Source organism: Paeniglutamicibacter kerguelensis (genome assembly GCF_017876535.1).
GTDB classification, from domain to species: Bacteria; Actinomycetota; Actinomycetes; order Actinomycetales; family Micrococcaceae; genus Paeniglutamicibacter; species Paeniglutamicibacter kerguelensis.
The window spans coordinates 819,116-845,166 of record NZ_JAGIOF010000001.1 but is presented as its reverse complement, the minus strand read 5'-3'; the positions used below and the strand labels follow the sequence as shown (position 1 = coordinate 845,166).

General features: G+C 65.0%; 26 protein-coding genes. 6 read left to right on the top strand and 20 right to left on the bottom strand.

Features of this window, described 5'->3' with window-relative positions:
• Nucleotides 1-79 precede the first annotated feature (79 nt).
• Together pheT and pheS are read right to left on the bottom strand one after the other, a co-directional pair.
• Nucleotides 80-2,620, bottom strand: a complete 2,541-nt coding sequence (pheT, locus tag JOF47_RS03755) for a phenylalanine--tRNA ligase subunit beta (RefSeq protein ID WP_209996054.1) — start codon at nt 2,618-2,620, stop codon at nt 80-82.
• A 3-nt stretch (nt 2,621-2,623) separates the two neighbouring features.
• Nucleotides 2,624-3,712, bottom strand: coding sequence for a phenylalanine--tRNA ligase subunit alpha (pheS, locus tag JOF47_RS03750; protein ID WP_209996053.1), 1,089 nt, complete (start codon nt 3,710-3,712; stop codon nt 2,624-2,626).
• A gap of 153 nt (nt 3,713-3,865) precedes the next feature.
• On the opposite strand from pheS, the gene JOF47_RS03745 reads away from it, so the two are divergent.
• A complete protein-coding gene (locus JOF47_RS03745) occupies nt 3,866-5,770 on the top strand; it encodes a penicillin-binding transpeptidase domain-containing protein (protein ID WP_209996052.1) in 1,905 nt (634 codons plus the stop codon).
• A 131-nt stretch (nt 5,771-5,901) separates the two neighbouring features.
• On the opposite strand, the gene JOF47_RS03740 is transcribed toward JOF47_RS03745, so the two are convergent.
• The gene (locus JOF47_RS03740) at nt 5,902-6,564 is read right to left on the bottom strand and encodes an LppM family (lipo)protein (RefSeq protein ID WP_209996051.1); all 663 of its coding nucleotides are present in this window, start codon (nt 6,562-6,564) and stop codon (nt 5,902-5,904) included.
• Between the two features lie 149 nt (nt 6,565-6,713).
• Here JOF47_RS03740 and JOF47_RS03735 point away from each other — a divergent pair, with 149 nt between their 5' ends.
• Together JOF47_RS03735 and JOF47_RS03730 are read left to right on the top strand one after the other, a co-directional pair.
• Nucleotides 6,714-7,226, top strand: a complete 513-nt coding sequence (locus JOF47_RS03735; protein ID WP_245356239.1) for a DUF4157 domain-containing protein — start codon at nt 6,714-6,716, stop codon at nt 7,224-7,226.
• Nucleotides 7,223-7,870, top strand: a complete 648-nt coding sequence (locus JOF47_RS03730; RefSeq protein WP_209996049.1) for an SIMPL domain-containing protein — start codon at nt 7,223-7,225, stop codon at nt 7,868-7,870. Before JOF47_RS03735 ends, JOF47_RS03730 begins: the two co-directional genes overlap by 4 nt.
• Here the strand turns inward: JOF47_RS03730 and JOF47_RS03725 are convergent.
• From JOF47_RS03725 to infC, 7 genes are all read right to left on the bottom strand, one after another.
• Complete coding sequence (locus JOF47_RS03725; protein ID WP_342592704.1) at nt 7,867-8,511, bottom strand: pyroglutamyl-peptidase I; 645 nt, start codon at nt 8,509-8,511, stop codon at nt 7,867-7,869. The genes JOF47_RS03730 and JOF47_RS03725 overlap by 4 nt on opposite strands.
• Nucleotides 8,508-8,942, bottom strand: coding sequence for a (deoxy)nucleoside triphosphate pyrophosphohydrolase (locus JOF47_RS03720; RefSeq protein ID WP_209996046.1), 435 nt, complete (start codon nt 8,940-8,942; stop codon nt 8,508-8,510). Before JOF47_RS03720 ends, JOF47_RS03725 begins: the two co-directional genes overlap by 4 nt.
• Before the next feature lie 2 nt (nt 8,943-8,944).
• Entirely contained in the window at nt 8,945-9,898 is a 954-nt protein-coding gene (locus JOF47_RS03715) for a cation diffusion facilitator family transporter (RefSeq protein WP_209996044.1), read from the bottom strand.
• A 214-nt stretch (nt 9,899-10,112) separates the two neighbouring features.
• Entirely contained in the window at nt 10,113-11,021 is a 909-nt protein-coding gene (locus tag JOF47_RS03710; protein WP_209996042.1) for a TrmH family RNA methyltransferase, read from the bottom strand.
• Nucleotides 11,022-11,106: 85 nt separating this feature from the next.
• On the bottom strand, nt 11,107-11,793 hold the full coding sequence (gene rplT / locus JOF47_RS03705) for a 50S ribosomal protein L20, sunset domain variant (protein ID WP_209996040.1): 687 nt from the start codon (nt 11,791-11,793) through the stop codon (nt 11,107-11,109).
• A 105-nt stretch (nt 11,794-11,898) separates the two neighbouring features.
• Nucleotides 11,899-12,093, bottom strand: coding sequence for a 50S ribosomal protein L35 (rpmI, locus tag JOF47_RS03700; RefSeq protein ID WP_209996038.1), 195 nt, complete (start codon nt 12,091-12,093; stop codon nt 11,899-11,901).
• 123 nt (nt 12,094-12,216) lie between these two features.
• A complete protein-coding gene (gene infC, locus JOF47_RS03695) occupies nt 12,217-13,176 on the bottom strand; it encodes a translation initiation factor IF-3 (RefSeq protein ID WP_377738262.1) in 960 nt (319 codons plus the stop codon).
• A gap of 323 nt (nt 13,177-13,499) precedes the next feature.
• Between infC and JOF47_RS03690 the strand changes: the two genes are divergently transcribed.
• Nucleotides 13,500-13,856 (top strand): DUF1844 domain-containing protein, encoded by a 357-nt coding sequence (locus JOF47_RS03690; RefSeq protein WP_209996036.1) that lies wholly within the window; start codon nt 13,500-13,502, stop codon nt 13,854-13,856.
• Between the two features lie 66 nt (nt 13,857-13,922).
• On the opposite strand, the gene JOF47_RS03685 is transcribed toward JOF47_RS03690, so the two are convergent.
• From JOF47_RS03685 to JOF47_RS03650, 8 genes are all read right to left on the bottom strand, one after another.
• A complete protein-coding gene (locus JOF47_RS03685; RefSeq protein WP_209996034.1) occupies nt 13,923-15,281 on the bottom strand; it encodes an MFS transporter in 1,359 nt (452 codons plus the stop codon).
• Nucleotides 15,278-16,192 carry an SseB family protein gene (locus JOF47_RS03680; RefSeq protein ID WP_209996033.1) on the bottom strand — a complete coding sequence of 305 codons (915 nt, stop codon included), beginning with the start codon at nt 16,190-16,192 and terminating at the stop codon, nt 15,278-15,280. The genes JOF47_RS03685 and JOF47_RS03680 overlap by 4 nt, the downstream gene beginning before the upstream one ends.
• Before the next feature lie 153 nt (nt 16,193-16,345).
• Nucleotides 16,346-17,089, bottom strand: a complete 744-nt coding sequence (gene priA / locus JOF47_RS03675; protein ID WP_209996031.1) for a bifunctional 1-(5-phosphoribosyl)-5-((5-phosphoribosylamino)methylideneamino)imidazole-4-carboxamide isomerase/phosphoribosylanthranilate isomerase PriA — start codon at nt 17,087-17,089, stop codon at nt 16,346-16,348.
• A 67-nt stretch (nt 17,090-17,156) separates the two neighbouring features.
• Nucleotides 17,157-17,306: a hypothetical protein gene (locus JOF47_RS03670; RefSeq protein WP_209996029.1), complete on the bottom strand. Its 150-nt coding sequence runs from the start codon at nt 17,304-17,306 to the stop codon at nt 17,157-17,159.
• A 1-nt stretch (nt 17,307) separates the two neighbouring features.
• Complete coding sequence (gene hisH, locus JOF47_RS03665) at nt 17,308-17,946, bottom strand: imidazole glycerol phosphate synthase subunit HisH (protein ID WP_209996028.1); 639 nt, start codon at nt 17,944-17,946, stop codon at nt 17,308-17,310.
• Nucleotides 17,947-18,567 carry an imidazoleglycerol-phosphate dehydratase HisB gene (gene hisB, locus JOF47_RS03660; RefSeq protein WP_209996026.1) on the bottom strand — a complete coding sequence of 207 codons (621 nt, stop codon included), beginning with the start codon at nt 18,565-18,567 and terminating at the stop codon, nt 17,947-17,949. It abuts the gene before it with no gap.
• Nucleotides 18,568-18,664: 97 nt separating this feature from the next.
• On the bottom strand, nt 18,665-19,780 hold the full coding sequence (locus JOF47_RS03655; protein WP_209996025.1) for a histidinol-phosphate transaminase: 1,116 nt from the start codon (nt 19,778-19,780) through the stop codon (nt 18,665-18,667).
• Between the two features lie 111 nt (nt 19,781-19,891).
• The gene (locus JOF47_RS03650) at nt 19,892-20,272 is read right to left on the bottom strand and encodes a LysM peptidoglycan-binding domain-containing protein (RefSeq protein WP_209996024.1); all 381 of its coding nucleotides are present in this window, start codon (nt 20,270-20,272) and stop codon (nt 19,892-19,894) included.
• A 286-nt stretch (nt 20,273-20,558) separates the two neighbouring features.
• On the opposite strand from JOF47_RS03650, the gene lexA reads away from it, so the two are divergent.
• Complete coding sequence (gene lexA / locus JOF47_RS03645) at nt 20,559-21,278, top strand: transcriptional repressor LexA (protein ID WP_209996023.1); 720 nt, start codon at nt 20,559-20,561, stop codon at nt 21,276-21,278.
• Nucleotides 21,279-21,380: 102 nt separating this feature from the next.
• On the opposite strand, the gene JOF47_RS03640 is transcribed toward lexA, so the two are convergent.
• Together JOF47_RS03640 and hflX are read right to left on the bottom strand one after the other, a co-directional pair.
• Entirely contained in the window at nt 21,381-23,387 is a 2,007-nt protein-coding gene (locus tag JOF47_RS03640) for an ATP-dependent DNA helicase (protein WP_209996022.1), read from the bottom strand.
• On the bottom strand, nt 23,380-24,951 hold the full coding sequence (gene hflX, locus JOF47_RS03635; protein WP_209996021.1) for a GTPase HflX: 1,572 nt from the start codon (nt 24,949-24,951) through the stop codon (nt 23,380-23,382). Before hflX ends, JOF47_RS03640 begins: the two co-directional genes overlap by 8 nt.
• A 448-nt stretch (nt 24,952-25,399) precedes the next feature.
• Between hflX and JOF47_RS03630 the strand changes: the two genes are divergently transcribed.
• Nucleotides 25,400-26,017 (top strand): class I SAM-dependent methyltransferase, encoded by a 618-nt coding sequence (locus JOF47_RS03630; RefSeq protein WP_209996019.1) that lies wholly within the window; start codon nt 25,400-25,402, stop codon nt 26,015-26,017.
• The last annotated feature ends 34 nt before the right edge of the window (nt 26,018-26,051 follow it).

Genomic DNA, 26,051 nt, shown 5'->3' with positions numbered 1-26,051 from the left:
GCCGAAGGGGGCCGGCACTCCCCCGCCACCAAATGGCGAAGTCGTGCCGACCCCCTGCGAGGATCAAGTCCTGTGGAGCCTAGCGCTGCACGGCCGCGAATCGCTCGGCAGCCAGGGCCACGGCGGCGGCACGCGCCTCCGAGGCCTCGTCAGCGGTCAACGTGCGGTCTGTGGCACGGAAACGCAGGCCGAAGGCCAGCGACTTCTTTCCGTCCTCGATGCCGGTGCCCGAGTACACGTCGAAGAGCGCGATGTCTTCCAGGAGTTCACCGGCGCCCTCGCGCAGGGTCTCCAACACGTCCGCGGCGACCACGGAGGAGTTGACCACCAGGGCGACGTCCTGGGTGGAGATCGGGAAGGCGGAGATTTCCTTGGCGACGATCACGTCGGCGGATGCCTCGAAGAGCGTATCCGCGTCGATTTCCATGGCGACGGTGCGCTCCGGCAGGTCCAGCTCGGCCAGCAGCTTCGGGTGCAACTCGCCGGCGTAGCCGACCGGGGTGCCGTTGCGCAGCGAGAGCGCCGCGGTGCGACCCGGGTGGAACGCCTGGTGGGCTCCCTGCGAGACGACAACCTCCACGCCCAGCACGTCGGAAACGAGCTTGGCGACATCCAGCGCGTCAGCCCAGTCGTAGGCGCGCGGGGTGTGCGCGGCCGCAACCGGCGAATCGTGCCCGGTCAGCACCGCGGCGATGTGCATCGGCTGGTGCGGCAGGCCGCCGTAGAGGGCATCCAGTTCCGCGTCGGAGGGCTTGACGCCCAGCGGCGGGATCGAGGAGGTGCCCAAGGTCTCTCCCGGCAGGAACACCAGCCCAGCCTCGTAGAGGGCCAGGTCGCGGAAGCCGCGTCCGTGGTTGCGGCGGGCGATGCCCAGCAGGCCCGGCAGGATCGAGGTCCGCATGAATCCGAACTCGCTGGAGAGCGGGTTGGACAGCTTCACGGCCGGAACCTCGCCGGCTTCCGGGGCGCCGAAAGTGTTGTTCTGCGCCGCGGAAAGGAACGGGTAGGACAGCACCTCGGTGAGGCCCGAATCGGCCAGTGCAGCCATGACGCGGCGGCGCTGGGATTGGACGCGGGTCAGGCCGCGGCCCGGAGGAGCCGTCGGAAGCGTCGCCGGGATCAGGTGGTAGCCCACCAGACGCGCGATTTCCTCGGTCAGGTCCTGCTTGGTGGCAAGGTCCGGGCGCCACGACGGGGCCGTCACCTTGTAGCCGCCGTCGACGGCCTCGACCTGCGCACCGATTTCGGTCAGCGCCCAGGTGATCTGCTCCGGGGTGTAGTCCACGCCGATCAGCTGCGAGGCGAAGTGCTCCGGCAGCTCGATGACAACGCCTTCCGGCGCGGTTCCCACGTCGGTGACAAGCGTGGTGGCGGTGCCGTCGGCCAGCTCGACCAGCAGGTCCACGGCGCGCTGGGCCGCCACGTCGGCGATCTCCCAGTCCACGCCGCGCTCGAAGCGCTTGGACGCCTCGGAGGGCAACTTGTGGCGGCGGCGCGAGCGGGCGATCGAGATCGGCTCGAAGTGCGCGGCCTCGATCAGCACGTTGGTCGTGGTGTCCGAGACCTCGGTGGCCCCGCCGCCCATGACTCCGGCGATGCCGATGGCGCCGGAGCCGTCGGTGATCAGCAGGTCCTCGAGGTGCAGCTTGCGCTCCTTGCCGTCCAGGGTCTTCAGGGTCTCCCCCGGGTTGGCGCGGCGCACCGTGATCTCGCCGGTGAGCTTGTCCGCGTCGTAGAAGTGCAGCGGCTGGCCGAGCTCAAGCATGACGTAGTTGGAGATGTCGACGACCAGCGAGATCGAACGCATGCCCGCAAGGCTCAGTCGGCTGGCCATCCACGGCGGGGTCGGCAGCGAGGGGTCCACGCCGGTGACGCTGCGGGTGACAAAGCGGTCGCAGCCGTCCTTGCCGTAGATGCCCGCGGTGTCCGCCAGGTTGACCGGGTATCCGGCGCCGGTTGCCGTGTCCACCGTGACCAGCGAGGCCGGGTCGGTGTATGCGGTGCCGGTGGCGTGTGCGAATTCGCGGGCCACGCCGCGGATCGAGAACGCGTAGGAGCGGTCCGGGGTGACGTTGATTTCCGCGGCCTGGTCGTAGAGACCCAGCAGCTCCATCGCGTCGGTGCCGATCTCCGGGTCAAGGCCCAGGCGGGAGAGCACGATGATGCCGTCGTGGTCGTCGCCGATGCCCAGCTCGCGGGAGGAGGCGATCATGCCGGCCGAGAGGTGGCCGTAGGTCTTGCGGGCGCTGATCTTGAAGTCGCCCGGCAGCACGGCGCCGGGAAGCGTGACGACGACCTTGTCACCCTCCACGAAGTTGTGCGCACCGCAGATGATGCCCTGCACGCCGGAGGGGTCGATGCCCTCGTTGGTCAGGGTCTGCTCGGTGCCCTCGGGCACCACGCGGACCTGGCACCAGTTGATGGTCTTGCCGTTGGTCTGCTCCTCCTTGACGACGGAGAGCACCTGGCCCACGACGATCGGGCCGGAGAGCTCGTCGGCGGGACGGTGCACGTCCTCTTCCTCGAGGCCCACCTTGACCAGTTCTGCCATGACGTCTTCGGCCGTTGCATCGGCCGGTACCTGCGCGAACTCGCGCAGCCATGAAAGTGGAATACGCATGTCTTAGATCTCCATCCCGAAGTGCTCGCTGAAGCGGATATCGCCCTCGATCATGTCGCGCATGTCGGGGACCTCGTTGCGGAACATCAGCGTGCGCTCGATGCCCATGCCGAAGGCAAAGCCGGAGTACTCCTCCGGGTCGATGCCCGCGGCACGCAGGACGTTGGGGTTGACCATGCCGCAGCCGCCCCATTCGATCCAGCGCGGGCCGCCCTTGGCTCCGGGGTGCCAGATATCCAGTTCGGCCGAAGGCTCGGTGAACGGGAAGTAGTTGGGGCGCAGGCGGATGGAGGCGTCCTCGCCGAACATCTGGCGGGCGAAGTGCTCAAGCGTGCCGCGCAGGTCGGCCATGGTCAGGCCCTTGTCGATGGCCAGGCCCTCGAACTGGTGGAAGACCGGGGTGTGCGTGGCGTCGAGCTCGTCGGTGCGGTATACGCGGCCCGGGCACAGCACGTAGATCGGCACCTCGCGCTCGAGCATGGAACGGACCTGCACCGGGGAGGTGTGGGTGCGCAGCACCAGGTGGGAATCCACCGGGTCGATGAAGAAGGTGTCCTGCATTTCGCGGGCCGGGTGGTCCGGCGCGAAGTTCAGTGCGTCGAAGTTGAACCACTCGGACTCGACCTCGGGGCCCTCGGCGATTTCCCAGCCCATGCCCACGAAGATGTCGGACACGCGGTCCTGCAGGGTGGAGAGCGGGTGGCGGGCACCGGCGCGGCGGCGGCGCGGGGCCGCGGTGACGTCGACAGTCTCCTCGACGAGGATGCGTGCGGCATCCTCTTCCTCGAGGACCGCGGTGCGTTCGGCAAGCGCCTTGTTGACGCGTCCGCGGGAGGCGCCCATGAGCTTGCCGGCGATGGCCTTCTCGCTCTTGTCCAGGCGGCCGATCTCGCGGTTGGCGAGCGAGAGCGGGGACTTTTCCCCGGTGTGGGCCAGGCGTGCGGTCTTCAGCTCGTCCAGGTTGGTCGCTGCGGCAAAGGCGGCCAGTGCCGCTTGCACCGCAATGTTGATGCCAGCCTCGTCGGTGGGGTGCGGGACGACCGGTGATTGGTCGTCGATGACGGCCGCTTCCGGACTCGTGGGTTCAGACATGGGGTTCTTTGGCCCTTTTCACTGTTGTTTGCGTCTCTGGTTTTCTCTGTCCATTCTAGGTGCTGATGCGTCCCCGGCCTTAATCAGTCTGACGTGGTGGCGAGCGGCTAGGCATGTGGACAGCGCGGACGGCCGTAGGCAATAGTGGAACCCATGTCTCGTGTTGCAAGAACCTACGCCCTGCCCGCCGCCGCCCTGCTGCTTCTGGGCTCCCTGAGCGCCTGTTCGGCCCCGCCCTCCCCCGACTCCACTGCCGCTCTCCTGGCCACCGGACTGGGCAACCTCGACTTCTCCCAGGTCCCGCTCACCGGCCCGGGGGCCGACACCGCCACCGCCGATCTCGGCCAGGCACTGGAACCCATGGGAAAGATTCCCCGCACGGTGTCCCTGGACTCCGTTGCGGTGGACGAGAACTCTGGCAACCCGAAGACCGCCACGGCGACCCTGAGCACCGTGTGGGACATCGACGCCACCGACACCGACTGGACGTACAAGACCGCCGCCAAGCTGGAACTCGACGAGAAGACCAAGACCTGGCTGGTTCGCTACGATCCGGCGATCGCGGTGCCGGGCCTGGCCATGGGCCAGTACGTGGCACGACAGACCGTGGCCGGCAAGCGCGGCGACATCCTGGGCGAGAAGGGGCAGGCCCTGGTCACCGAACGTGACGTCATCAACGTGGGCATCAACAAGGAAGGCCTCGAGGAGTCGCGGTGGCCCTCCTCCGCCACCGCCTTGGCCAAACTCGTGGACATCGATGCGGCGGCCTACGAGAAGCGGGTCGCGGCCGCGGGACCCCGGGCCTTCGTTCAGGCCATCACCCTGCGAAACGACAAGGACCAGACCATCACCGACGCGCAATTCGAGGCGATCCCCGGTGTCCTGGTCCAGCCGGGTTCGCTTCCGTTGGCCCCCACGCGTTCCTTTGCCCGCCCGATCCTCGGAAGCGTCGGCGAGGCAACCGCCGAAATGGTCCAGGAGTCCAACGGCCTGGTCAAGGCCGGTGACCTGGTCGGGCTCTCGGGCCTGCAGAAGGAATACCAGGAAACGCTGGCCGGAACCCCCGGCTACTCCGTTGGCATCTTCGACCAGCAGAGGAAGCAGGTCTCCACCCTGCTTGAGGCCGAGCCCGTTGACGGGGCCGACGTGGAGACCACGCTCGACAGGGACACCCAGACCCTTGCCGAGTCGCTGCTTGTGGATTCGGCCAGCGACAGCGCGCTGGTCGCGGTGCGTCCCTCCGACGGCGCCATCCTCGCCGCGGCCAGCGGCCCGGCAACAAACGCGCAGAACACCGCGCTGCTGGGCAAGTACGCCCCGGGGTCCACGTTCAAGGTGGCCACCGCGCTGGCCATGCTCCGTTCCGGTGACACCCCCAAGACCATCGTGGATTGCCCTGCGACCACGATTGTCGACGGCAAGAGCTTCAAGAACTACGACGGCTACCCCGCCGCGGCGCTGGGCAAGATCCCTCTGTCGGAGGCCGTGGCCCAGTCCTGCAACACCGTCTTCACCGCCGGGGCCCTGGACGTGAAGGCTCCGGCCCTCGCCGACGCGGCTGCGTCCCTCGGGCTCAACCTGGATGCCGCAACGGGCGCCGCGTCATTCCTCGGTTCGGTTCCCGACACCTCCACCGGCACCGAACAGGCCGCCAACGGCATCGGGCAGGGCGTGGACCAGGCATCGCCGCTGGGCATGGCGACCGTCGCTGCTTCGGTGGCCAACGGGGCCACGGTGAGCCCGCACCTGGTGAACCTACCCAAGCCGGCCGCGGCGGAGGGCCCGAAGACCCCGTTGAGTGTGGCGGAGGCCAAGGCCCTGTCCTCCATGATGGCCGAGGTAGTCGACCACGGGACGCTGAAGGACCTGAATAAGATCCCGGGCAAGCCGATCATCGGCAAGAGCGGCACCGCCGAATACGACGCCGAGCGCAATGCCCACGCGTGGACCATCGTGGCCCAGGGCGACCTGGCCGTCGCGGTCTTCGTGGCCGACGGCAGCGGCGGGGCGCAAACGGCGGGCCCGATCGTCGCCAAGTTCCTGGCCGGGCTCCGGTAGAACCCGGCCCGGTAGCTCCCGGTTCCGGCACCAACGCAAAGGGGACAAACGTTTGAAAACGTTTGTCCCCTTTGCGTTGCACGCATCCTGTCCGGCGTGGCCCCGTGGGGCCCTGCCGGACGGGCTGCCGCTTAGGCGTGGTCGGCGTGCGCCACTGTCTTTTCGGGCTTGCGCATCATGCCAACGGCAATGAATGCGCCCAGCATTGCCAGGCCAAGGAACAGGATCGACAGGTAGATCGCGCTGTTGTCGGCTTCCTTGGCGATGGCGGTCAGGGGGCCGGCTGCCGTGCGCATGTCGAAGGTCACGGTGTTGCCCTCAATCGTGCCGCCCGCGCTTGCCTCGGTGACTTCACCCGGGAAGGTGACCGTCATCTTGGCTTCGGTCACCGTGGCGGTGTCGTTGCCGCCCAGACCCTGGCCCGCGAAGTAGTACAAGCCGTCGCGGTACTCAATGACGATCTTCGGGCCGAACTGGCCGGACATGTCGCTGATTTCGGTCAGGGACTTGTCCGCTGCGGTGATGGTGAAGCCCTGGAAACCGTCCTTGTCATAGGGTGCATGTGCGACTCCCTCCGGGAAACCCTGGAAGAGCGTCTCCTCGGACGCGCCGATCTGTGCCAGGGCCTCGTCAAAGGTGCGCTCGCCCAAGGCATTCTTGTCCACTGCGACGACCATGTTCAGTGTTGCCTTTTCCGGGCTGGAAACGGTGAGATCCACATCCATCTTCACGCAACCGGTCAGGCTCAGCACCAACGCCACCATGACACCAATGACGGATACGATCTTCTTCATAAGTTCTCCTCGATGTGGGGGTCCGATCTGGAAAGTGTTTCCCCCGATTGAGTTTCAACTCTATCGGTTGGAGCTGTGGGCAAAATAATTCCGACCAGCCGCCCACCTGTGCTCTTGCTGTGCAGCGGCCTCTGGCTACACTGGTGCCCATGGGCAAGTGGGAGAGCCTCCGGGCGGGTCTGAACTGGTTGAATCTCAGTACGCTGAGCGGACTGGCACTGGCCCGTTGCACCGGGTGCCGGGTCAAACCCGGGCAACAAGGTCTCATCTATGCATTGAACTACCGGCCCAGGTTGCCCGTTGCCGGTGCATTCACCGTAGGCAACGTGGTCTTCTTTCGCAAGCACTTTTCCGAACCCGGCAATTACCCGCAGCTGCTGGAGCACGAGGCGACGCACTCCACCCAGTACGCCCTGTGTATGGGGCTGCCGTTCATACCGCTGTATTTCCTGGCCGCCGGCTATTCGTGGCTTCGCATTGGGGACCCGGCTTCCCGCAATGTGTTCGAGCGGCGGGCCAACCTGCAGGGCGGCGGCTATACGGAGCGTCCCGTCCGCAGGATCATGCCGCAGCTCGCGCACGGCCTGCGCCGCGCGGCTCACCGCGGCGTCACCCAAAGCCCGAATGAACAACCAATCCCCTCGAGGAGAACCCCCGTATGAGCAAGAAGAACAGCATCACCATGTTTGGTTCGGCATCGGTCGGCGCGGTGCCGGACTCCATGAGCGTTTCCCTCGGCGTCGAGGCCCGCCACGGCCAGGCCGAGGGCGCATACGCCCTGGCCTCTTCCCGGGCACGGGACCTGGTCGCGGCGTTGGGCCGGGCCGTGCCCGGGGCGAAGCTGTCGACCACCGGAATCGGACTGCGCGCCCGCATGGTGTGGCGCAACGACGAGAATGTCTTGGCCGGCTACGAAGCCGATTCGACGCTGCGGCTCACGCATGTCGGAATCGAGCAGGTTTCCGAGGTGCTCGGTGCCGCCGTGGCCGCCGGCGGCGATGCCCTGCGCATCCATTCGGTGCAGGCGGAAGTCTCCAACCCGGCGTTTGCCTACGCCACGGCACGCGAGCTGGCCTTTGCCGATGCAAGGACCAAGGCCGAGCAGCTTGCGGCCCTCGCCGGCTGCACCCTGGGCAAGGCCCTACGGGTGAAGGAAACGACGCAGGGTACCCCCTTGCCGATACTCCGGGTCAAGGCCGCGGACATGGCCTCCTCATCGATGCCGGTGGTCGCCGGGGAACAGGAACTTTCCGCCAACGTGGAGGTGTGCTGGGAGCTCCTCGACCAGATGGAGCTCAGGCCCTAGGACTCTCTGCCAGCGCTGAAGGCGGGTTCGGGTCCCGTGCCCAGCGCCAACACGGCGATGTCCGCCACGGCCCGCGCATGGATCTCGATCCGGGGGTCGTTGGCTTCCAGCCACGGCACGTGGATGAACCCGCCGCGCGTGCCGGGGTTCCCGTCGAGCCTGTGCATCAGGGTGTAGAACACCTGGTTGCAGACAAAGGTGCCTGCAGAATAGGAAATCTCCGCCCTCACTTGGCTGCCGGCCTGCTTGCCGGGGTCCGTTGCCGGCGTCAGGGCCAGCAACGCGCCCTTCAGCGGCAGGGTGGAGAAATAGGCGTTGGCGCCCCCGGGCAGCACCTGCCGATCGATGGGCTGGTCTCCCGCGTTGTCCGGGATCCGCGCATCCACATGGTTGATTGCCACTTTTTCCAGGCTCAGGGCGTCCCTGCCAGCGGCCAGCCCCAGGCTGATCACCACGTCCGGCTCGTGTTCGTCGACCAGCTCGTTGAGCCGCGCCGGCGCCAAGGCAAAGACGCACGGCAGCTCCGCTGCCCGCGCCCGGATTGCGCGTTCCGCGAGCATCTCTGCCGCACGGAAGGCTATGGCCCGGGACGGATTGAAGCCATCCCCGCCGAAGGGTTCGAATCCGGTCAGCAGGATCACCGGGTCGCGCCGGCCTCGACGTCGGCCAGCACCGCGTGCACGATCGGCAGGTCCGCCGGGATCCAGGCCAGGGACTCCAGCGCGGGGGCGTCCAGATCGACCCATTCAAGGAGGTCGTGGTCTTCGAGGGCTTGCGGGGTGCCGTCGGTGATCTCGGCGAACCACACCCGCATCGCCGCGTGTTCGTTCAGCGCCCAGCCCTGTTCGAGCGGCCCGAAGACCTCGCTGCCCAGACGCACCTTGACCCCGAGCTCCTCGAGGATCTCCCGGTGGACCGCCTCCCGGCAGCCTTCGCCGGGCTCCAGCTTTCCGCCGGGAAATTCCCACAGGCCGGCCATCGCCTCGGGGGCGGTGCGTCGTGCGGACAGCAACTTCGTCGGCTGCTCCAGCGAGTCAAGGATTGCGGCCGCAACGATTTGCTTCAATGCCATGGTTACTTTTCGACGCTCTCGTTCGGGCTCTGGGCTTCGGACGCGGACCGGGAGAAAATGTCCGGTTCAATGTAGATCACGCACTTGAGGCCGACCGCGGCGCGGATCCGCACCTCGATTTCGTCGATGGCCGCCGCGATCTGCTCACCGGTGGAGTTTTCCGCCACGGATACCTTCGCTGCGACCAGGACTTCCTCAGGCCCCAGATGCAGGGTCTTAAGGTGGATCAGCTTGGCCCCGTCGAGCGTGATGGCGTTGACGATGGCCTCCACGTGTTCGGCCGTGGCCGATTCACCGAGCAGCAGGGACTTGGTCTCCAGGGCCAGCACGATGGCGATGAGCACCAGCAGCACGCCGATGCATGCGGTGCCCATGGCATCGAAGACGCCGTTGCCGGTGATGAGCGTCAGGCCGACGCCGAAGAGCGCCAGGACCAGGCCAACGAGTGCACCGAAGTCCTCTAGCAGGATCACGGGAAGTTCGGGGGCCTTGGCAGTGCGGATGAACTTTGACCAGGACTGCTTGCCGCGTACACGGTTCGATTCGACGATCGCCGTGCGGAAGGACAGCGATTCGGCGATGAGTGCACCGAACAGCACCGCCAGCGGCACCCACCACCACTGGCCCTCGATGCCGTGCGGGTGCTGGAATTTCTGCCAAGCCTCGTAGAGGGCAAAGAGCCCGCCGACGCTGAAGAGCACGATGGAGACGATGAACGAGTAAACGTAGCGTTCGCGCCCGTAGCCGAAGGGGTGCTGTTCGTCGGCCGCGCGGCGAGCCTTCTTTCCGCCCACCAGGAGCAGGACCTGGTTTCCCGAGTCCGCAACCGAGTGGATGGCTTCGGCGAGCATCGATGACGACGCGGTGACCGCCCAGGCAATGAACTTGAACACCGCAATGGTGAGGTTTGCCGCCAATGCGGCAACGACTGCTTTTGTTCCTCCGGAGGCCGCCATGGACCCGCCCCTTTCCTCGTGCGCATGGCCCGGCAATGGCCGGGCCGTGGATTCGGTTCCAACGTTAGCGCGTGCAGAGGCACCGCGGTGCATCAAAAGGTGTTGTCGCGGTCTCTTTTTGGGGCGGACAAGGTCCGCCGGGGCCATGGCGCGGGCTGTTGCCGAGTCTCCCGGCGGGCGTGGGCTGCCGCCGCCCGCCGGGGAACTCCGGCTCCTAGCCGCGTCGCTGGGCGCGCGCGGAGGCGTACATGCAAACGGTTGCGGCGGTGCTGACGTTCAGCGATTCGGCGATTCCGTAGAGCGGCACTGCCACTCGGTGGTCGGCCCGGGACAGCTCGTCCTCGTTCAGGCCCTGGCCCTCATTGCCGAACAACCAGGCAGTCGGTTCCTCAAGGACCGGATCACCTTCGGCCGACTCGAACTTTCCGCCGGTGCGGCGCGCCGCGCTGGCGTCCTGCAGTGCGTCAAGATCAGCAGTGCCGTAACCGTCAGCGGCCAGGATGGTGCTGCCCTGGCCCTTGAGCGCCGCGATGGCTTCCGAGAGCGCGACGTTCGAGACGATCGGCAGGTGGAAGAGCGAACCGACGGTGGAACGAACGGCCTTGGGGTTGTAGATGTCCACGCTGCCGTTGGTGATGACCACGGCATCGGCACCCGCTGCGTCTGCGGCGCGCAGGATGGTTCCGGCATTGCCCGGATCCTGCACGCGGCACAGCACGGCCACCAGGCGCGGCTTGGCTGCCAGGACTTCCTCGAGCTTCACCTCGGGGATCACGCATACCGCGACGATGCCCTGGGGGGTGACGGTGTCGGCCATTGCCGCCAACACCTCGGGGCTCACCAACCGGGCCCGGACGCCTGGGGCCTTGGCCACCATCTCCTCGAATTCCGGGTATCGGTCCAGGCAGTCGTCGGTGGCGAAGATCGAACGCACCACGGCGTCCTTGCCTTCGGCTTCGCGCGCGATGTGCGCTTTCATTGCTTCTCGGACCGCTTGCGGGCCCTCGGCCAGGAACTCTCCGCTGCGGGCACGACCGGTGCGGGTCGCCAACCGGGCGACCTCACGAACCTTCTCGGCACGGACGTTTGTCATGGTTTCTTCGTTGTCTGCGGGAAGATTCATGCCTATGACTTTACCGGGGATACGACAATGGGACGGAATCGCGAGGATTCCGTCCCATTGGCCTAGAGCATTAGCGGCTCAAAGACTAGGCGTCCTTGATCTGCTGGCGTGCTTCGCCACCTGCAGGCTCGAAGCCTGCAGCCTTGGCATCTTCGATGCCCTTGAACCAGAACTCAGCAACAGTCTGCTCGTACCAGGTCGAACCCGGTACGTGGTACTTGTTGGACTGAGCGTTGCCCTTGACGATGAAGTCGGCCGGAGCTGCTTCGCCATCGACAACCTTGTAAGCACCGGCTGCCACTGCCTTTTCGGCGGGGGTGGAGCCTTCAACGACAGTAGCCTTGGCAGCGGCCTTAGGGGCCTTTGCCTTAGGTGCGGCTGCTACTGTCTCAGATGCTTTTGGGGCGTTGACGTCAGCCGGAAGGGCGCCCTTTGCAATCTGAACCAGTGCGGCGAAAGCCTTGGAGTCGGACACTGCCAACTCGGCCAGCATGCGGCGGTCGACCTCGACCGAGGCAGCCTTCAGGCCCTGGATCATGCGGTTGTAGGTCATGCCGTTTGCGCGGGATGCAGCGTTGATACGCTGGATCCAGAGGCGACGGAAGTCACCCTTACGCTTGCGACGGTCGTTGAAGCTGTAGACGTACGAGTGGAGCAGCTGCTCCTTCGCCTTGCGGTACAGGCGCGAACGCTGACCGCGGTAGCCCTTGGCGCGTTCAAGAATAACGCGACGCTTCTTATGGGCGTTTACTGCCCGCTTCACACGTGCCACGTGTGTACTCCTTTGGTTCTGTTCCACCTGGCCTCAAATATTGGGCCAGGCAAAATACTTTAAGTGGTCGGGAATCGCAGAATGGATTCCCAAGACGGACTGGTGTTAGAGACCGAGCATCCGCTTGATGGTCTTGACGTCCGCCTTGGCGACCAGCTGGTCCGAGGCCAGGCGACGGGTGATGCGGGAGGACTTGTGCTCCAGGTAGTGGCGGCGGTTAGCCTGCTGGCGCTTGAGCTTGCCGCTACCGGTGAGCTTGAAGCGCTTCTTGGCGCCACTATGGGTCTTGAACTTCGGCATATCCGCCGTTCTCCTTACTTGCTCCCGGGGTCCTTTCGGGCCGGGGATCTTGCGCACTCCCGCGTTTGAGGGAATCCGTTGTTCTCGTGTTGCTCTTGCGAGCGTGCCCTGCTCGGAGCGACCTTACTTGGTCGTCCCGGGCTTGGCTGCGCGGGTTGCGGGCTTTGGACCCGGCTTGCCCGCAGGCTTGGGTGCGGCTACCGGCTTCGGCATGGCCACTGGCTTAGGTGCTGCAACAGGCTTTGCAACGACAGGCTTCGGGGCCGGAGCTGCTACTGCCGGCTTGGATGCGGCGGCCGGACGAACCGGGGCCTTTGCCGTTGCCGGACGAGCGGTGTCACGTGCCGGGGCTGCCTTGGCCGGAGCCTTGGCGGCGACCGGAGCGGTCTTTACCGGTGCGACCTTGGGGGCGAGCAAAGCTGCTGCCTCTTCGGCTGCGGCTTCGGCACGAACCTTGGCAAGCTTCTCCATGATGTCGGATTCGATGACATCTGCAACGGAGCCGCCCAGGTCGCCCTGTGGTTCCGAGGTGTCAATCCGGTTCTTGGAGTCGGCTGCCTTGGCCTTGTCGTTTTCACGCTGTTCCAAGCGGCGGGCTTCGGCCTTGGCTTCTGCCTTGTTCTTGAGCGGTCCAACAACCATGACCATGTTTCGGCCATCGATGCGGGGGCTTGACTCAATAACGCCGACCTCTGCAACTGCTGCTGCAAACTTCTCCAGCAGGCGGATGCCCATCTCTGGGCGCTGCTGCTCACGACCACGGAACTGGATCATGGCCTTGACCTTGTCGCCCGCTCCGAGGAAGCGCAGCGCGTGGCCGACCTTGGTTTCGTAGTCGTGGGTGTCGATCTTCAGGCGGAAACGAATTTCCTTGAGGACCGTGTTGGTCTGGTTCTTACGCGCTTCGCGCGCCTTGACCGCGGCCTCGTACTTGTACTTTCCGAAGTCCATCAGTTTGCACACGGGAGGCTTTGCGGTAGGCGCAACCTCAACGAGATCAAGATCGGACTCCACGGCAAGACGAAGAGCATCCTCAATACGGACAATGCCAACCTGTTCACCGGCTGGGCCGACGAGCCGCACCTCTGGGACGCGGATTCGATCATTAATGCGTGGATCGCTGATGTGTAGCTCCTGAGTAGTTCGTAGTTTCAGGCCACCACTGCAAAGGGAAAGGCCCTCGGCTGCGGGTGCAGGCGAAGGCCTCGAGATTCGATAGATGATTGCTCATCTTGACCCGCCACACGAAGTGGCAGGTACCGAATGTACCCGGCCGCCTGATTCGGCTGCTGCGGGTGGGAGTGGCCTCCACTTGCTTACTGGATCCAGGCTGTTTGGTCACATTCACCGCTTGGGTGACGCTACCAAATACACAGATTCAGTCGGTCTATGGAAAGCTTAGCATCATGAGTACTCCTGAAACCAATCCGGACGCCACCAACGAGATTCGCGACATCGCCGAAGTGGCAGCCGTTGAAATCATTACCACCGCAGCCGTCCACCTGATGAGCGCCGCCGCCGTCAAGTGCGGCCTTGCCGCAGGCGACGACGCCGAAGAACTGAAAGACCTCGACGAGGCCCGCAAGCTGATCACCGCACTGGCCGGCCTGGTCGTCTCCGCAGCGCCGGAGATCGGTTCCCAGCACGCAGGACCGTTGCGCGACGGACTGCGCTCGCTGCAGCTCGCATTCCGCGAAGCATCCTTCATCCAGGACGAACCGGGCAAGGGGCCGGGCGAAAAGCTCACCGGCCCGGTGAACTAACAGTTCAGCTCCGTCTTCAAGAAAAGGTGCGGGTCCCGTTTCAGGCGAAACGGGACCCGCACCTTTTCATTGGCCTTGTGCGCCTACGATTTCGCTGACGCGCGTGCGCACCCGGGCGCGGCGACGCCGGCGCACCTGCTGCGTGACCAACGCGGCAACGCTCACCGCCGCGCCGATGCAGCCCACCGCGATGAATGCGGCAGCGAACCCCAGTGAATCGACTGTTGCGCCGGTGATCGGGGAACCCAGGGCGGTGCCGCTGGTCAGCGCCGAACCGTACCAACCCATGGCCTCGCCGCGTCGCTTTTCGGCCACCAGGTCGGTGAGCCATTCCGAGGCCGCCGAGAGCACCGGTGCACAGAGCATTCCGGGCGGGATCGAGAGCAGCGCCAGCGACCAGGTGTCCGAGGCAAACGCCATCGGCAGGGTCAATACGGCCATGGCCAGGAGCAACACGATCGGCGAGATCCGCCGGCTGAGGCTTCCGTAGATCAACCCGCCCACCAGCGAGGCGCCGCACCAGAAGAAGAACACGATGCCCAACTGACTCGAGCTGTCCTTCTCGTCAAGCAGCGCGAGCATGCCCACCTCGGTTCCCGAGAGAACCAGCCCGGCGCCGGACGCGGCGATGAACACGGCGATGACCGAGGCGCTGACCCAGCCGAACTTGTTGCGGAAGGCCTTGCCGCGTGCCGCAACACGGGCCTTGGCCGACTTACTTCCGGCCAGGATCAGTTCGCCTTCGACGTTCGCCAGCCCGCCGGGGCCGGAGGCGATCAGCGACGCCTCGGCTGCCAGGCGCTCCTCGTGCGGATTCGCATTCTTGGCGACGGCACCCGGCTGGCCGCTGCGGGTGGGCGGGTTCAAGATCATCAGCGCCAGGCCGCTGAGCGAGGCCGCAACGGCGATGCCGATCATTCCGATGGTGGTGCTCAGGCTGGTGGCAACGATTCCAGCCGTGGCCGGCCCGACGATGAAGACCAGCTCGGTCGCCATGGCATCGAGCGCAAAGGCCGAACGGCGGGTCTCCCCCGTGGTCATCACGCCCAGGGCGGTGCGCACCACGGAGAAGACGGGCAACGAGAACAGCCCGCCAAGGAACACCAGCGGCAGCACCCACGCGAACGAAACCTGCGGAACGATGCTCCACACCACCGCCTCGACGAGGATCGAGGGCAGCAATGCGCGGCGCAGCCCGTACATGTCGACCACGCGGCCGCGCCAGGGTGCGCCCAGCGCGATACCGATGGTCATCAGCGCCACGACCAGGCCGGCCGACCCCCAGTCCCGGTCCAGCTCGTTGACCAGGTGCAGCAGCAACAGCATGCCAACGGCCGCATGCGGCAGCCTGGCGACCATGCCGACCAGGAGCAGCGGCGCTACCCCGGGTTGCCGGAGCAGTTCGCCGTAGCGCCCGAATTTCATGCGCTGGGCCCCTGCTGCGTCGGTGCGCCGGCCTTCAAGGAGACCTCCAGCGAATCAACGTTTTCGGCGAAGTCCGCGTTTGCGGCAAGGGCCGAGTGGATGCGCGAAACGCAGGCACGGGCGGTTGCCTCGTCCACTCCCGGCTGGAAGGTGAACTCCAGGCGCAATTCCGGCCCCGATCCCCCGCCGGGCACACTTGTCCCCTGCGCGGTGCGGCTTCCCACGCCCTGGCCCGGGGCGATGCGGACCGACGCCAGGGCCTCTTCGGCTCCCGCCTGTTGGGCGACGATGACCGCAAGATCCTCGTCGAGGTAGCTGGGCGTCCACTCCTTTTGCTGGGCCAGGGCCCACATGCCGGGGCGGCGCAACACGAAGGTGAAGTCGGCCCCGGGGTCGAGGACCAGCATCTGGGCTTCCTCGGCGACTGCGGAGAGGGCCGCGCGCGGCGCGTACACGGCAACCGGGCGGGCCTCGCCGTGCCAGGCCTGCAGGCGTTCGACGCTGCTGAACACCGGCAGCGCCTTGCGGCCGTCCGGCGCGTTGAGCGTCACCAGGGCCATGTCGGCTTCCTTCTCCTCGGTGAAGCCGTGTTCGCCGAGTCCGCCCTCGGCCAGCTGGGCCACCACGGCGATGTAGATCCGTGATTGTGCAAGCGCCGCGTGGACGCCTTGCTCGCTGCCGGTTCCGGCAATCAGTGCATCCATGGCGACCGCAAGCTTTACGTCGATGAGCCCGTTGTCGTTGTCGAAATTGTGCAGGGGGTTTCCCTCCCCGCTGAGGTCGCGGCCTTCCCAACTTTGCCCGGCGGAGTCGCTCGGTGATCCGGCCCGGGCCAGAGCCGCGGCAATGTGGCCGGGCAGGTGTCGGGGGCTTTCGGGTGCCCCGTGGGAAGAAGGTGAATTCGCGCTCATACGCAAATGCTATCGTGCGGCATGCACAAGGGCCGGTCGCCATTTGCATGGTGACCGGCCCTGATTCCCTACTGCCACGCAGAACTCGGCGCGGGCGGCGGGGTGCTTGGTGTGGTGCAACTCGCCCGCAGATGAGGGGCGTGCGGGTGGATGTCAGCGGCGGCCCGCGACATCCAGTGCCTCGGGCATGGTGAACTTGCCCGCGTAGAGCGCCTTGCCCACGATGGCCCCCTCAACGCCCAACGGGACCAGTTCGCGCAGCACGCGAAGGTCCTCGAGGCTGGAGATGCCGCCGGAGGCGATAACGGGCTTGGAGGTGCGTGCGCACATCTCGCGCAGCAGTTCCACGTTCGGGCCGCGCAGGGTTCCGTCCTTCGTCACGTCGGTGACGACGTAGCGGGCACATCCGGCGTCCTCAAGGCGGGCCAGGACCTCCCAGATGTCGCCGCCTTCCTTGGTCCAGCCTCGGCCGGCCAGGGTGGTTCCTCGCACGTCCAGGCCGACAGCGATCTTGTCGCCGTGGCGGGCGATGGCGCGGGCGGTCCACTCCGGGTTCTCGAGGGCAGCGGTGCCCAGGTTCACGCGGGTGGCGCCGAATTCCAGCGCCCGCTCCAGCGACTCGTCGTCGCGGATGCCGCCGGAAAGCTCGACCTTGATGCTCAGTTCCTCGGCAACGCGGCGCAGGATCTCGGTGTTGTGGCCGCGGCCGAAGGCTGCGTCAAGGTCCACCAGGTGGACCCATTCGGCGCCGGCGTTCTGCCAGGCAAGTGCGGCCTCCAAGGGGTCGCCGTAACCGGTTTCGGATCCGGCTTCACCCTGGACCAGGCGGACCGCCTGGCCGTCGGCCACGTCGACGGCGGGGAGCAGTTCGAGGATGGGGTTTTGCGTGTTGGTCATGATCAATCCTTAGGTTTTTCCGGGCCGTCGGCCCTGCCGAAACCGCTTGGGTGCCGGCTCAAGGTTCTCAGAAGGTCAGTAGGTATCCGGCGATCAGGGCCATGCCGGCGAGGATCCAGCAGGCAATGATCCAGGAGATGTGTGCCCGTTGCTGGCGCAGCGAAATTGCGCCGCCGGCCAGCAGCCCGGCCAACAGCATGAGCAAGATCGTCCACATGTTAGAGGGTCTCCAACCAGTTGCGCAGCAATTGCGCACCGGCTTCGCCGGACTTCTCGGGGTGGAACTGCAGGGCGCACAGCGGGCCGTTTTCCACGCCGGCCACGAAGGGGACCCCGTGTTCCGACCAGGTCACCTGCGGCGGGAGCATCTTAGGCTGGGCCACGTCGAAGTTCCATTCCTGCACCGCGTAGGAGTGCACAAAGTAGAAGCGTTCGTTTTCGATGCCCTTGAAGAGCTTGCTGCCTTCCGGGGGCGTGACGGTGTTCCATCCCATGTGCGGGACGACGGGTGCCTTGAGCAGCTCCACGGTGCCCGGCCATTCGCCCATGCCCGGGGTGCGCACCCCGTGTTCAACGCCTTCTTCAAAGAAGATCTGGTGTCCAACGCAGATGCCAAGGACCGGTCGGCCGCCGGCGATGCGGCGTCCGATCCAGCGGATGGCCCCGACATCGTTGAGCGCCTGCATGACCGCGGCGTAGGCGCCGACGCCCGGGACAAAGAGTCCGTCGCAGTTGAGGATGTCGTCGGGCTTTGCCGAGAGCGTTACCTCGGCCCCGGCCGCCTCAAGTGCACGCACCGCGGAGCGGACGTTGCCCGACCCGTAGTCAAGAACAGTGACTTTCTTGCGCTCGGCCATTTACAGCGCACCCTTGGTGGAAGGGATGGCGTTGCCGATGCGGGCATCGGGCTCCACGGCTTCGCGCAGTGCGCGGGCGAAGGCCTTGAACTGGGCCTCGACGATGTGGTGCGGGTCCCGGCCGCCGATCACGGTCATGTGCAGGCAGATCTGGGCGTGCAGGGTGAGCGCCTCGAAGACGTGGCGGGTCAGCGAACCGGTGAAGTGTCCGCCGATGAGGTGGTATTCCTGTCCCGCGGGCTCGCCGGTGTGCACCAGGTAGGGTCGACCGGAGATGTCGACGACGGCGTTTGCCAGTGCCTCGTCCAGCGGAACCGTGGCTTCACCGAAGCGGCGGATGCCCGCCTTGTTGCCTAGCGCGGTGCGCAGGACCTCACCGATGGTGATGGCAACGTCCTCGACGGTGTGGTGCACGTCGATGTGGGTGTCGCCGGTGGCGCGCACCGTGAGGTCGATCAGCGAATGCTTGGAAAGTGCGGTCAGCATGTGGTCGTAGAACGGAACACTGGTGCTGATTTCGGAACGGCCGGTGCCGTCCAAATCGAGTTCGACAAAGACGGAGGACTCGCTGGTGGTGCGTTCGAGGCGAGCGCGACGACCCGTGAGTTTTTCGGCAGACATGCACATTCCTTTTGATCAGGCGTTTAGACGAGGATGTGAGGCACGGGGATGGGGACACGGATATGTCCGGCGCAACCCCGCACCTATGAGTTTAGCGTTAGTGCCCGTGCGGACCCTGATTGAGCAGTTCTTCCAAGCGGACCAGGAACGCCGTGGTTTCGGCTTCGGTGCCGGCCGTGACGCGCAGGTGGCCGGGGATGCCGACATCGCGGATGATGACTCCGGCTTCCAGCAGGCCCTCCCAGATGTACCGGGGGTTCTCGAGGCCGCCGAAGAACACGAAGTTCGAGTCCGACGACGCAGGGTTCAAGCCCATGCGGGTCAGCTCGTTGACGATCCGGTCGCGCTGGGACTTGATGTCCTCGACGTTGGCCAGCAGCGCCTCGACGTGCTTGAGCGCGGCATTGGCCGTCGCCTGGGTCACCGCCGAAAGGTGGTACGGCAGACGGACCAAGCGGATGGCATCGGTGACCTCGGGAGCGGCGGCGAGGTAACCAACCCTGGCCCCGGCCAGGGCGAAGGCCTTGGACATGGTGCGTGAGACGATCAAGCGCTCGCGGCCCGGCAACAGGGACAGCGCCGACAGGGTTCCGTTGTGGGCAAATTCCGCGTAGGCCTCATCCACGATGATGATGGCATTGCTTGCGGCACCGGCCTCGTAGACGGCCTCGACGACATCCAGGCCCAGGGCCGTACCCGTCGGGTTGTTGGGTGAGCAAAGGAAAACGATGTTGGGTGCCGCGGCGCGCACCTGTTCCGCGGCATCGGCTGCGGACAGGGCATAGCCCTCGGAGCGAACACCGGCAATGTATGCGGTGTCGGTTCCGCTGGCCAGCAGCGGGTACATCGAATAGGTGGGAGGGAATCCCATGACCGTGCGGCCCGGTCCGCCGAATGCCTGCAGGATTTGTTGCAGCACTTCATTGGATCCGTTTGCCGCCCAGATATTCTCGGCATTCAGGTCGTGGCCGAGGTAGGCTGCCAGGCGCTCACGCAACTCGGTGAATTCACGGTCGGGGTAGCGATTAAGTCCCAGCGCCGCAGCGGACACTTCCTCGACGATCGCGCGATGAACGGCTTCGGGCAACGGATGGGTGTTTTCATTGACGTTCAGCTGGATCGGTACGTCAATTTGGGGTGCGCCGTAGGGTTCAAGACCTTGAAGATTCTCTCGCAGGGGCAATTTTGCCAGGCGATTTAGCCGTTCATTCACCCCATAAGTCTAGGGCGCGCGGTCCAAGGCATCAGAATCAGCAATGTGGAACGGGGTAACAATCGGTTCGCAATGACGCGGGGGTCACATCCGCCGTCTGCGGGGCGGCAGCTAGCGTGCCGTTGGAATGTAGAGTTCCGTTCCCGCGTACAGGACGTCTCCCTCAAGGTTGTTGATTTCGGCGATCTGGCGCACCGCTTCGCGGGGGTCAAGCTGGGGCGCGAACTGGCGAGCCAGCCCCCAGAGCGTGTCGCCTTCGATCACGGTGACACTGAGGGCGGCGACACCCACGGGCACGTCGGCAGAGGCCTTGGCCGGTGACAGGAACAAGCCGAGAAGCATGAGTACACCCATGCTGGCCATGAAGATCGGCATGGCGATCAAAACGAATTTCCCGCGGCGCGTCAACCGCAGCGGAGCCTCCTGCGGTGCGTGGTACGCGATGGGATCCGGAACGAGGTGGAGCGGGGCCGAGAGAGCAGAGTTTGCCATGTCTTTGCCTTTCCTTAGAGATACGACGGGCCGATGCGAGTGGGCCACAAATCGAACAAGCTTCTATCGTTCGAACACATTTTTCGAATATGTGTTCGTAGTTCGCAAGTTATTTCTAGCACTTTTCAACGACACGTGTCCAGATCGGTTCGAACAAATCTTTGAAAGGGTCGCCGCCGTCCACTAAGATAAGTGTTGTGGAACGGTGAATTCACTTCATCACTCCGCACCGACAAATTGCGGAACGCGCGGGCCAACCGCCGACGATCGGGATGAGGCACACAGAATGACGACCGAACAACGAACCCCTCGGCGAGACGCGAAGAGCCTGACCATTCGCCAGAAAAAGGTTCTCGAAACGATCCAGCGCTCGGTCAGTGCCAACGGCTACCCGCCTTCCATGCGAGAGATCGGTGACGCGGTGGGCCTGGCCAGCCTCTCGAGCGTGACGCATCAGCTGAGCCAGCTCGAAAAGCTTGGCTATATCCGTCGCGATCCCCGACGTCCGCGCGCCATGGAAATCCTGCTGCCTTTGCAACTCAAATCCGACACGAAACTTGAAGTGGTTTCCGGTCAGGCCGAGCTCAAGGCCGCGAACGGAATGAATGTCTCGGAACTGACCACTTCGGCGGATACCGCCATGGTTCCATTGGTGGGCCGAATTGCTGCGGGCAACCCGATCCTCGCTGACCAGGCAGTGGAAGACGTGTTTGCGTTGCCGCGCCAGCTCGTAGGTCATGGCGAACTTTTCATGCTCAAGGTCAGCGGCGATTCCATGATCGATGCCGCCATTTGCGATGGCGACTGGGTTGTCGTGCGACGTCAGCAAACAGCAGTCAACGGCGACATCGTTGCGGCGCTGCTCGACGACGAAGCCACGGTGAAAACCTTCCGCCAGCGAGATGGCCACACCTGGCTGCTGCCCCAGAACTCCCGCTACGAACCGATCCTCGGTGACGCGGCAACGGTCATGGGCAAAGTGGTTTCGGTCATGCGCTCCATCTAGGGACGTCACAGGCATATCAATGAGGAAGGGGCCGGTCGAATCGACCGGCCCCTTCCTCATTGGTTTATTGACGCCTGCGCTCCCAATGGACCGCAATGTCTCCTAGGTTTCGTTGAGCCGTTCCAGCGCGGCCAACACCGTCGGCTTGTCCGGGGTGGCCCACAATGGCGGCAAAGAGGCCCGCAGGAAGCTTCCATAGCGTTCCGTTGCCAGACGCGAGTCCAGGACGGCCACGACTCCGCGGTCGTTGACCGAACGAATCAAGCGTCCCGCACCCTGTGCCAACCTGACAGCGGCGTGGCTCGCCGCCACGGCCATGAACCCGTTGCCGCCGTGTTTGGCGACATCCCGGCTGCGAGCCGAGGAAAGCGGGTCGTCGGGCCGGGGGAACGGGATCTTGTCGATGATCACCAGGCGGCACGCGTTGCCCGGCACGTCGACGCCCTGCCACAGGGTCATGGTTCCGAAGAGGCAGGTGTCCGGTTCGGCGGAGAACTGGTCGACCAAGGCCTTCATGCTTGATTCGCCCTGGCACAAAATCGGAATGTCCAACCGAGAACGCAGGATCTCGGCTGCTTCCTCCGCTGCGCGGCGCGAGGTGAACAGCGCCAGGGCCCCTCCCCCGGAAGCCTTGATGAGGTCTTCGATCTCGCTGAGCATTTCCTGCGACATCTGGCGCCCCGGCTTGGGCAGGTGCTTTGCCACATACAGGATGCCCTGCTTGGGGTAGTCGAAGGGGCTTCCCACATCGACGCCGTTCCATGTTGGTGCGCCGTCGCCGACCAATCCCAAGGCGCCGGCGACGGGCTCGAAGGCCGCCCCGATGGCCAGGGTGGCGCTGGTCAGGATGACGGTGCGACCATCAAAGAGGCCCTCACGAAGCTTGCCGGCGACCGACAGGGGTGCGACATTGAGCGTCGGCTGGCTCGACTCGTCCGGCTGGACGTAGCCCTCCCCCGGGCTGAAATGCCCCGGGCGCGAAGCCCAGATGACTTCCCGCTCCTCGGTCATTTCAAGCATCTTGGTGCACTGCTCCACCAGGTACATGACCTGCGAACGAGCCATCTGCCGTCCGCCGTCCGCCGGCGCATTGGCCTCGGGCTTCGAATCCGAAAGGACCACGCGTGCGGCCTCGGCGATCTGGTTGATCGCTGCTTCTTGTTCCTCGTTGAGGCCGCGGGCCATCAAGCCCGTAGGGACGCCTTCGAGGCTGCGCTGCAGCGCCTTGGCCCCCTGGTTCAGCGCGTCGACGCTTACCGCGCAATGCTTGCGGGCCGCCGAGGCGGCGGTCTGGACCATGTTGACCGACAGCGGGCGGGTCACCGAACTTGTCACCCGGTCCTGCAGTTCGTGGGCCTCATCGATGATGACCGTGTCGAAGTCCGGCAGCACGGCCAGGCCCTCGAACGCCGACACCGCGAGCATTGCGTGGTTGGTGATCACCACGTCGGCATCGGCCGCGCGGGCGCGGGCCATCTCGCTGAAGCAATCGGAAGCCATCGGGCATTTCTGGGATCCCAGGCAGTCCATGGCACTGACCGAGACCTGGCGCCAAGCCTTGTCGCTGACGCCCGGTGTCAGGTCGTCGCGGTCACCGGTTTCGGTGCGCTCGGCCCATTGGCGCAGGCGCACGACTTCCTGCCCGAGTGCGGAGGACGGGCCGTCCGCGTAGCCGCCGGCCACCGGGGCGTCGGATTCGATCGAGAACAGCGTTCCCTCGTCGTCGTCCGGGTAGCCGCCGCCGAGCTTGTACTGGCACACGTAATTGGAGCGGCCCTTGACCAAGGCCACCTCCATCTCGCGGGGCAGCTCATCCTTCAGCGACTTCAAGAGCCGCGGAACGTCGCGTCCTACAATCTGGGCTTGGAGGGCCAGCGTTGCGGTCGAAATCACCACGGGCTTTTCCGAGTCCAGGGCGTGCGCAAGGGCCGGAACCAGGTAAGCCATCGACTTTCCGGTTCCGGTCCCGGCCTGCACCAAAAGGTGCTCGCCGGTTTCCATGGCGCGCACGACCTGTTTTGCCATCTCGTGCTGGCCCGGCCTGCTCTGCCCGCCCATCGAGGACACCGCAGCGTCCAACAGGGCTATGACTTGTGATTCCTCAGCCATGAATACTAAATTGCTCCACTTCCGCGGCCATGCCCTCGCGCACCTTGACCATCATGCGCGTCCCGTTTTCGGTGTGTTCGATGGCCAAGATTTCAGCCTCGGCGCCGTGGAGCTTATTGACCACGTCGCCTCGATCGTAGGGGATCATCAATTCTAGTTGGACATTGGGCCGCGGAATTGCCGCACTGATCTTCTGCAGCAGTTCTTCGATGCCGTCACCGGTGCGGGCCGAGACAATCACGTGGTTCGGCTCGCGTTGGCGCAGGCGCTCCACCACGAAGGGGTCGGCCACATCCGCCTTGTTCAACACAATGATTTCGGGGATGTTCCGGGCATCGATGTCGTTGAGCACCGTGCGCACCGCCTGGATTTGCCCTTCCGGGTCCGGGTGCGCCGCGTCGACCACGTGCAGGATCAGGTCCGCGTCCGCGATCTCCTCGAGCGTGGAACGGAACGCCTCCACGAGCTGGGTGGGAAGCGACTTGACGAAGCCCACCGTGTCGGTGAGCGTGTAGTTCAGTCCGTCGCCGGTTTCGGCCTGTCGCACCGTGGGATCCAGGGTCGCGAAGAGCGCGTTTTCCACCAGGACGCCGGCATGCGTGAGCCTGTTGAGCAGCGAGGACTTGCCCGCGTTGGTGTAACCGACGATTGCGACCGAGGGCACTTCGTTGCGCTTCCGGTTTGCCCGCTTGGCTTCCCGGGCCGGGAGCATACCCTTGATTTCCTTGCGAAGTTTGGCCATGCGGTCGCGGATGCGCCGGCGGTCCAGTTCGATCTTGGTTTCGCCAGGACCGCGGGAGCCGATGCCGCCACCTGCGGCACCCACGCGGCCACCGGCCTGGCGCGACATGGAATCGCCCCAGCCGCGCAGTCGCGGGAGAAGGTATTCAAGCTGAGCCAGTTCGACCTGGGCGCGCCCCTCATGGCTCTTGGCGTGCTGGGCGAAGATGTCCAGGATCAGCGCGGTCCGGTCGATGACCTTGACCTTCACGACGTCTTCGAGTGCACGGCGCTGCGACGGGGAGAGCTCGGAGTCGATGATGACGGTGTCGGCGCCCGTGGCGGACACGATCTCACGCAATTCCATTGCCTTGCCCGAGCCCAGGAAGGTTCCCGGGTCCGGTTTGGCACGGCGTTGCACAATGCCGTCAAGCACCTCGGAGCCGGCCGTCTCAGCCAGGGCGGCGAGTTCGCGCAGGGAGTTTTCGGCATCCTGTGCGGTGCCTTCATTCCAGATCCCGGCCAGCACCACGCGCTCGAGCCTCAGCTGGCGGTATTCGACCTCGGTGACGTCTTCGAGTTCGGTGGACAGCCCCGCGACACGGCGAAGTGCCCGGCGTTCGGCAAGATCTTCCTGTTCACCGTCGAATGACGAATGTTCACGGGTCAGGTTGCTAAGCGCCTGGGCTCGGCCCGAGAAGATTCCCTCGTGCTCGGGTGCCCCGAAATGCTTGCTCTTGTCGGCAACCGAATGGTCGCTGGCAAGGATCCTTTCAATGGCAGCCTGGATCTGTGCCTCGTCCATGTCGTTGTCGTGTGGACCGGAATGCTGTGAGTTGGTCATGTTCCCCTTTGCGTGCTGTATTCCAGAATAGTGCCCTGCGCCGACAGAAGCGCCGTATTCGTGTGCTTGATCATCATGAGATTGCATGTGTTGTCCTTGGATGGATCGTTTCGAAGGGGTCCACCGCATGCTGGGTCAATGAAGTTCGCGGGAGCCATGAAGCCGGAAACTACGGTCCGGGGTGTTTTCATTTGGTGAGACATGGCTTGGGAAGACTTTGAACTATGACTTTTCGGCGCGTGGCAGAGACCCAGATTCTTCGGCGTTGGAAGCCGTCTGGTGCGTTGAAAATGCGCAATGTGCGTCTTACAGAAAAGTCATAGGGAAAACTCTATCACTGCATGGCACGGCTCGCCTTAACGTAAATCACACCCCGAATGAGCCAATATGGGCCCACATCGCCGTGCGCGGTTTGGGATTGCGGCCTCCGGGCGGTTAACCTGCCAACATGAGCTCGGATCATTATTTCAGTGCGCAACCGGCAACTCCGGAAAAACGCCGCACCATCAGCGTCGAACTTGGCGGTGCATCCCGCAAGGTCGAAACCTCCGGCGGCATCTTCAGCCCGGACCGAATCGACAAGGGTACGGCTGTGCTCTTGGAGTCGGTTCCGGATCCTTCAACGACCGGAAACCTGCTTGACATCGGCTGTGGTTGGGGACCGATCGCCCTGAGCATGGCGCTGGCTTCCCCGGAGGCCACGGTTTACGCGGTGGACGTCAACGAGCGCAGCATCGGTTTGACGCGCGACAATGCCCGCTCGTTGGGTCTTGGGAATGTGAAGGCCTCGCTGCCCGAGGAGGTCGACCCGGCCACCACCTTCGACACCATCTGGTCGAATCCGCCCATCCGCATTGGAAAGGAAGCGCTCCACGAGCTGCTCCTGCTGTGGCTGCCGCGTCTGGCACCGGGCGGAACGGCCTGGCTCGTCGTCCAGAAGAACCTGGGCGCCGACTCGCTGCAAAAGTGGATTGGAACCGTGTTGCCCGCGTCTTGGACGGTTGAACGCACCGCGACGGACAAGGCTTTCCGCACGATCCGGATCCACCGCCCGCAGGAGTCCTAGCTTCAGACGCGCATACCCGTGCGCAAAACGTGAG

Bases quoted from the DNA above. Each gene is read 5' to 3' on its own strand.
- JOF47_RS03680 (WP_209996033.1), bottom strand. From the start codon at position 16,192: ATGAGCGCGAATTCACCTTCTTCCCACGGGGCACCCGAAAGCCCCCGA.
- rpmI (WP_209996038.1), bottom strand. From the start codon at position 12,093: ATGCCGAAGTTCAAGACCCATAGTGGCGCCAAGAAGCGCTTCAAGCTC.
- JOF47_RS03715 (WP_209996044.1), bottom strand. From the start codon at position 9,898: ATGGCGGCCTCCGGAGGAACAAAAGCAGTCGTTGCCGCATTGGCGGCA.
- JOF47_RS03630 (WP_209996019.1), top strand. From the start codon at position 25,400: ATGAGCTCGGATCATTATTTCAGTGCGCAACCGGCAACTCCGGAAAAA.
- hisB (WP_209996026.1), bottom strand. From the start codon at position 18,567: ATGTCTGCCGAAAAACTCACGGGTCGTCGCGCTCGCCTCGAACGCACC.
- JOF47_RS03690 (WP_209996036.1), top strand. From the start codon at position 13,500: ATGAGTACTCCTGAAACCAATCCGGACGCCACCAACGAGATTCGCGAC.
- JOF47_RS03710 (WP_209996042.1), bottom strand. From the start codon at position 11,021: ATGAATCTTCCCGCAGACAACGAAGAAACCATGACAAACGTCCGTGCC.
- JOF47_RS03685 (WP_209996034.1), bottom strand. From the start codon at position 15,281: ATGAAATTCGGGCGCTACGGCGAACTGCTCCGGCAACCCGGGGTAGCG.
- JOF47_RS03670 (WP_209996029.1), bottom strand. From the start codon at position 17,306: ATGTGGACGATCTTGCTCATGCTGTTGGCCGGGCTGCTGGCCGGCGGC.
- hisH (WP_209996028.1), bottom strand. From the start codon at position 17,946: ATGGCCGAGCGCAAGAAAGTCACTGTTCTTGACTACGGGTCGGGCAAC.
- JOF47_RS03730 (WP_209996049.1), top strand. From the start codon at position 7,223: ATGAGCAAGAAGAACAGCATCACCATGTTTGGTTCGGCATCGGTCGGC.
- JOF47_RS03740 (WP_209996051.1), bottom strand. From the start codon at position 6,564: ATGAAGAAGATCGTATCCGTCATTGGTGTCATGGTGGCGTTGGTGCTG.
- JOF47_RS03640 (WP_209996022.1), bottom strand. From the start codon at position 23,387: ATGGCTGAGGAATCACAAGTCATAGCCCTGTTGGACGCTGCGGTGTCC.
- JOF47_RS03745 (WP_209996052.1), top strand. From the start codon at position 3,866: ATGTCTCGTGTTGCAAGAACCTACGCCCTGCCCGCCGCCGCCCTGCTG.
- hflX (WP_209996021.1), bottom strand. From the start codon at position 24,951: ATGACCAACTCACAGCATTCCGGTCCACACGACAACGACATGGACGAG.
- priA (WP_209996031.1), bottom strand. From the start codon at position 17,089: ATGACCAACACGCAAAACCCCATCCTCGAACTGCTCCCCGCCGTCGAC.
- JOF47_RS03720 (WP_209996046.1), bottom strand. From the start codon at position 8,942: ATGGCATTGAAGCAAATCGTTGCGGCCGCAATCCTTGACTCGCTGGAG.
- pheS (WP_209996053.1), bottom strand. From the start codon at position 3,712: ATGTCTGAACCCACGAGTCCGGAAGCGGCCGTCATCGACGACCAATCA.
- lexA (WP_209996023.1), top strand. From the start codon at position 20,559: ATGACGACCGAACAACGAACCCCTCGGCGAGACGCGAAGAGCCTGACC.
- JOF47_RS03650 (WP_209996024.1), bottom strand. From the start codon at position 20,272: ATGGCAAACTCTGCTCTCTCGGCCCCGCTCCACCTCGTTCCGGATCCC.
- pheT (WP_209996054.1), bottom strand. From the start codon at position 2,620: ATGCGTATTCCACTTTCATGGCTGCGCGAGTTCGCGCAGGTACCGGCC.
- JOF47_RS03735 (WP_245356239.1), top strand. From the start codon at position 6,714: ATGGGCAAGTGGGAGAGCCTCCGGGCGGGTCTGAACTGGTTGAATCTC.